Source organism: Sphingobium sp. AS12, assembly GCF_019097845.1.
Lineage (GTDB): Bacteria > Pseudomonadota > Alphaproteobacteria > Sphingomonadales > Sphingomonadaceae > Sphingobium.
In genome coordinates this window covers 1-3,613 of the sequence record NZ_JAHRGM010000057.1, presented here as the reverse complement: position 1 = coordinate 3,613, position 3,613 = coordinate 1, and the positions used below count along the sequence as shown (strand labels likewise).

The 3,613-nt window shown below is 59.0% G+C and carries 1 protein-coding gene, 1 pseudogene and 1 other annotated feature; the gene and the pseudogene both read left to right on the top strand.

All coding sequences use genetic code 11. The features are described 5' to 3' along the window. Positions 1-56: 56 nt before the first annotated feature. Positions 57-2,654, top strand: a complete 2,598-nt coding sequence (locus KRZ98_RS19695) for a glycosyltransferase family 4 protein (RefSeq protein WP_217674964.1) — start codon at positions 57-59, stop codon at positions 2,652-2,654. A 135-nt stretch (positions 2,655-2,789) separates the two neighbouring features. Then, positions 2,790-3,496: pseudogene (locus KRZ98_RS19690) on the top strand (IS3 family transposase); the annotation flags it as partial. Then, positions 3,071-3,187 (top strand) — a sequence feature (AL1L pseudoknot). Its footprint overlaps the pseudogene before it by 117 nt. Positions 3,497-3,613: the final 117 nt, after the last annotated feature.

Below are 3,613 nucleotides of genomic sequence, written 5' to 3'. Positions count from 1 at the left end.
CCCGCTGCTCCACCACCATACGAACCGCCCGCTCGCGGACTTCAGGTGAAAATTTGTTGGTTGTCTTGCTCATAACGGATGCTCCTTCTCACAAGTTGGAGCCTCCTGGAAACCCGGGGCGCTTCAAGGCCCACCAGATCGCCGGCGACTATTTCGCGAGGGCCTTCCGTGCCCAACAATTAACGGGGAAGGCGGAAGCACTCGGGGCTCGTTTCGTCGAAGCTCGATATCACTTCACGCAAGCCGAATCTGAGAAGGACCTGCGCGAGATCGCCGTGCGCCTCGAGCACCATCTACGCAACAGGTTCAGCTTTACGTCACCGATCCCCAAAGCTCCGGAAGAACTCGAAGAACGAATTGCCCTTCTTTCGGCTTTGTTGAAAGATCGCGGCCCCCACGCGATGGAATACCACCTTGCGCGCTGCTTGCTCTTACGCGGGAGAGAAAGCGATACGTGCCTTGCATTACCACATATCCGACGATCAAGCGGGCCAAGGGCACCGGCGCCTGCATGGGTCCTAAGAATTCAAGTAGAAGCCACCCTTTTCGGGTCGGACGAGGCCGTGAAGGCGGCTCGCGAGGGGATCAAAGTCGTTCCGCCAACCCAGAACCTCTTCTCGCTCTACCAGGCGGCAGCGGAGATCCTCGCCCGTGACGGCAAGTCTGACGAAGCCGTCACCCTGCTGCGCGAGGGGATTGGGACGCCCAACATTGGGAGCTTGTCATCGCTCTACCAGGCGGCAGCGGAGATCCTCGCCCGTGACGGCAAGTCCGACGAAGCCGTCACCCTGCTGCGCGAAGGGATTGACCGTGTTCGCGGTGGCGGCAATGGCTACAAATTGGCCGAGAGCGCCATTCTTCTTTCCAGCGATATCGGGAGCACTGATCTGATCGATGGTTTTGCAATTGGTCCCCAGCAGAAAGTTCTTGCCGAAGTCGTTTCGCATATTTCGCAAGGCGATTTCGCCGCGGCGGCAAATCTTGCACAGTCGGGGATAGTGGAATTCCCAAGGTATTTTGCGCTAGTGACACAAGGAGTCTTCGCGAGTGTGGCGTGCGGTCGTGAGGATCAAGCGCGAGATTTTATTCGAAAGTGGTCCGGCGAAATAGACATCGTAAAAGGGTCATCGGTCGCTTGGATCCTTGCGTTGATCGAGATGAACAGCGGAGACGTCGAGAATGCGAGGCGCTATCTTGACGCTTATTCAGGTCGAACCCACGTCGACGAAGAAGTCTCGCTTGAAACTTTGCTGAGGTATTGGATTACATCCTGTCGGGAGTTGGGGTCGTCCTTGTCCTACCACTACCCGCGCATTCCCACTTCAATCAGCGGGTTGGATCACACTCTCATCCGTCACCAACACTTCGGCCACCCTGGTGTTGGCGAAAGCGCAGTCGGCCACCAGAAAGTGGACACCGTGGATGTGGAAACTCACGAAACGCAAAAAGCCGAAAGGCGGAACGTGTCGGTCTTGGCCGTCGCCAGCGAATGGTCGTCTGGTCGCGGCGGGCTGAGCACGTTCAACCGGCAGCTTTGCGTCGCGCTCAGCCAGGCCGGCGCCCAAGTCGCCTGTGTAGTGCTCGAGGCCACAGCTGAGGAAATTGCGGCGGCGGAAGAAGTGGGAGTGACCCTTGTCGAAGCGCCCCGTGGAACGGGCCTGTCAGATGAACAGAGATTGATAAGCAAGCCACGTGGCCTCAAGGGGTCCGGCCCGGACTTGCTGATTGGCCACGGTCGGATCACCGGCTCGGCCGCTGCCTCGTTACAGGCAAACCACTATCAATCTGCGCGCCGCGTGCATTTCGTCCACATGGCACCGGATGAGATTGAGCCCTACAAGATTGGCAGGGAGGATCAAGCCGGGATGCGCGCGCAGGATCGCACCGAGATCGAGGAAGAACTCGGTCGAACCGCAACCTGCGTCGTCGCGGTCGGGCCGCGTTTGCATGGCCGGTTCGCAACCTATCTAGCCGGCTATGACCACATTAGGCCGCCGTTGCGTTTTGACCCAGGGTTTGACGTCGCAAAGCCCCAAGAGCGGAAGCCTCCCGAAGGCGACCCCTGGCAAGTCCTTCTATTGGGGCGCGCTGAGGACGTTTACCTGAAGGGGCTGGACACTGCGGCATCCGCGGTAGCTAAGGCAGCACGGGAACGGCCAGCAGGCCTCCCGCGCCTCGAACTTGTCATCCGGGGGGCGAAGCCAGACGAAATGGATCAATTGCGGTCTAAACTAGATAAAGAATCAGGTGGCGGCCATTTGAATATTGTGGTGCGCTCCTTCACCGTATCGGACGAAAAGCTTGGGGCCGATTTGCGGCGCGCCAGTCTTGTATTGATGCCGTCCAGAGCCGAGGGTTTTGGCTTGGTTGGGGTTGAAGCCATTGTCGCCGGAACACCAGTCCTCGTCAGCTCTGAAAGTGGCCTGGGGCAGCTACTTAGGGAGCAACTACCTGCTGAACAAGCAAGTCGGCTTGTCGTAGGAATGGACGGCGATGACCATCAGCTGCGTGACCGCTGGGCAGGTGCCATCGATCGAATGCTCTCAGATCGCGAGGCGTCTTTCCTTCGGGCCACAGAAATTCGCGAATTTATGGCGGCCAAGAAAACCTGGCGCAAAGAGGCAGAGAAATTATTGGCTGCGATGACCACTTAACCCAGCATGCCAACTCGTTCGAAGCTGAACTACGGGAATGGTCTTTATTAGCCTTTTTCATAAGTCCGTTTCGACGACGGTGTGAACCGCCCCGGGATTGCCGGAGGCCCTAACTCCTGAGAGGAAGGGTCTACGATGAGCAAGACGACGAACAAGTTTGCACCGGAGGTTCGTGAACGGGCAGTCCGCATGGTGCTGGACCACGAGAACGATCATCCATCGCGCTGGGCGGCGATCACCTCCATAGCTGCCAAGATTGGCTGCTCAGGGCACACGCTGCTGGAGTGGGTGAAGAAGGCTGAGGTCAACAGCGGCAAGCGTGTTGGCGTTCCCGCCGAGCTGGCAGACCGCCTCAAGGCGCTGGAGCGCGAGAACCGTGAGCTGCGGCAGGCCAACGAGATCCTGCGCAAGGCTTCCGCATATTTTGCCCAGGCGGAGCTCGACCGCCCGTTCAAGCGATGACTGCCTTCATTGACGAGCATCGCGATGAGTATGGGGTCGAGCCGATCTGCCAGGTTCTGCCGATCGCCCCATCCACCTATCGTGAACGTGTGGCATCGCGACGCGATCCCTCGCGCCTGTCACCACGTGTCCAGCGTGATGAGGCCATGAAGCCCGAGGTTCGCCGCGTGTTCGATGCCAACTTCAAGGTCTATGGCGTGCGCAAGGTGTGGCGGCAGATGCAGCGGGAGGGTTTCGATATTGCCCGCTGCACGGTGGAACGGCTGATGCGTGATCTAGGCCTGCAGGGTGTAATCCGAGGCAAGCCGGTGAAGACGACGATCAGCGGCAAGGCGGCTCCGTGTCCGCTCGATCAGGTCAACCGTCAGTTTGAAGCGCCCCGGGTTTTCAGGAGGCAGTTTTCATTGGGCTATGCAGCCATATCGAGGTTCTCGAGGGCTGCATAGTAATTGTCTTCGGCCTCAGCGGGCGGGATGTGCCCGATAGGGCCGAAGAGC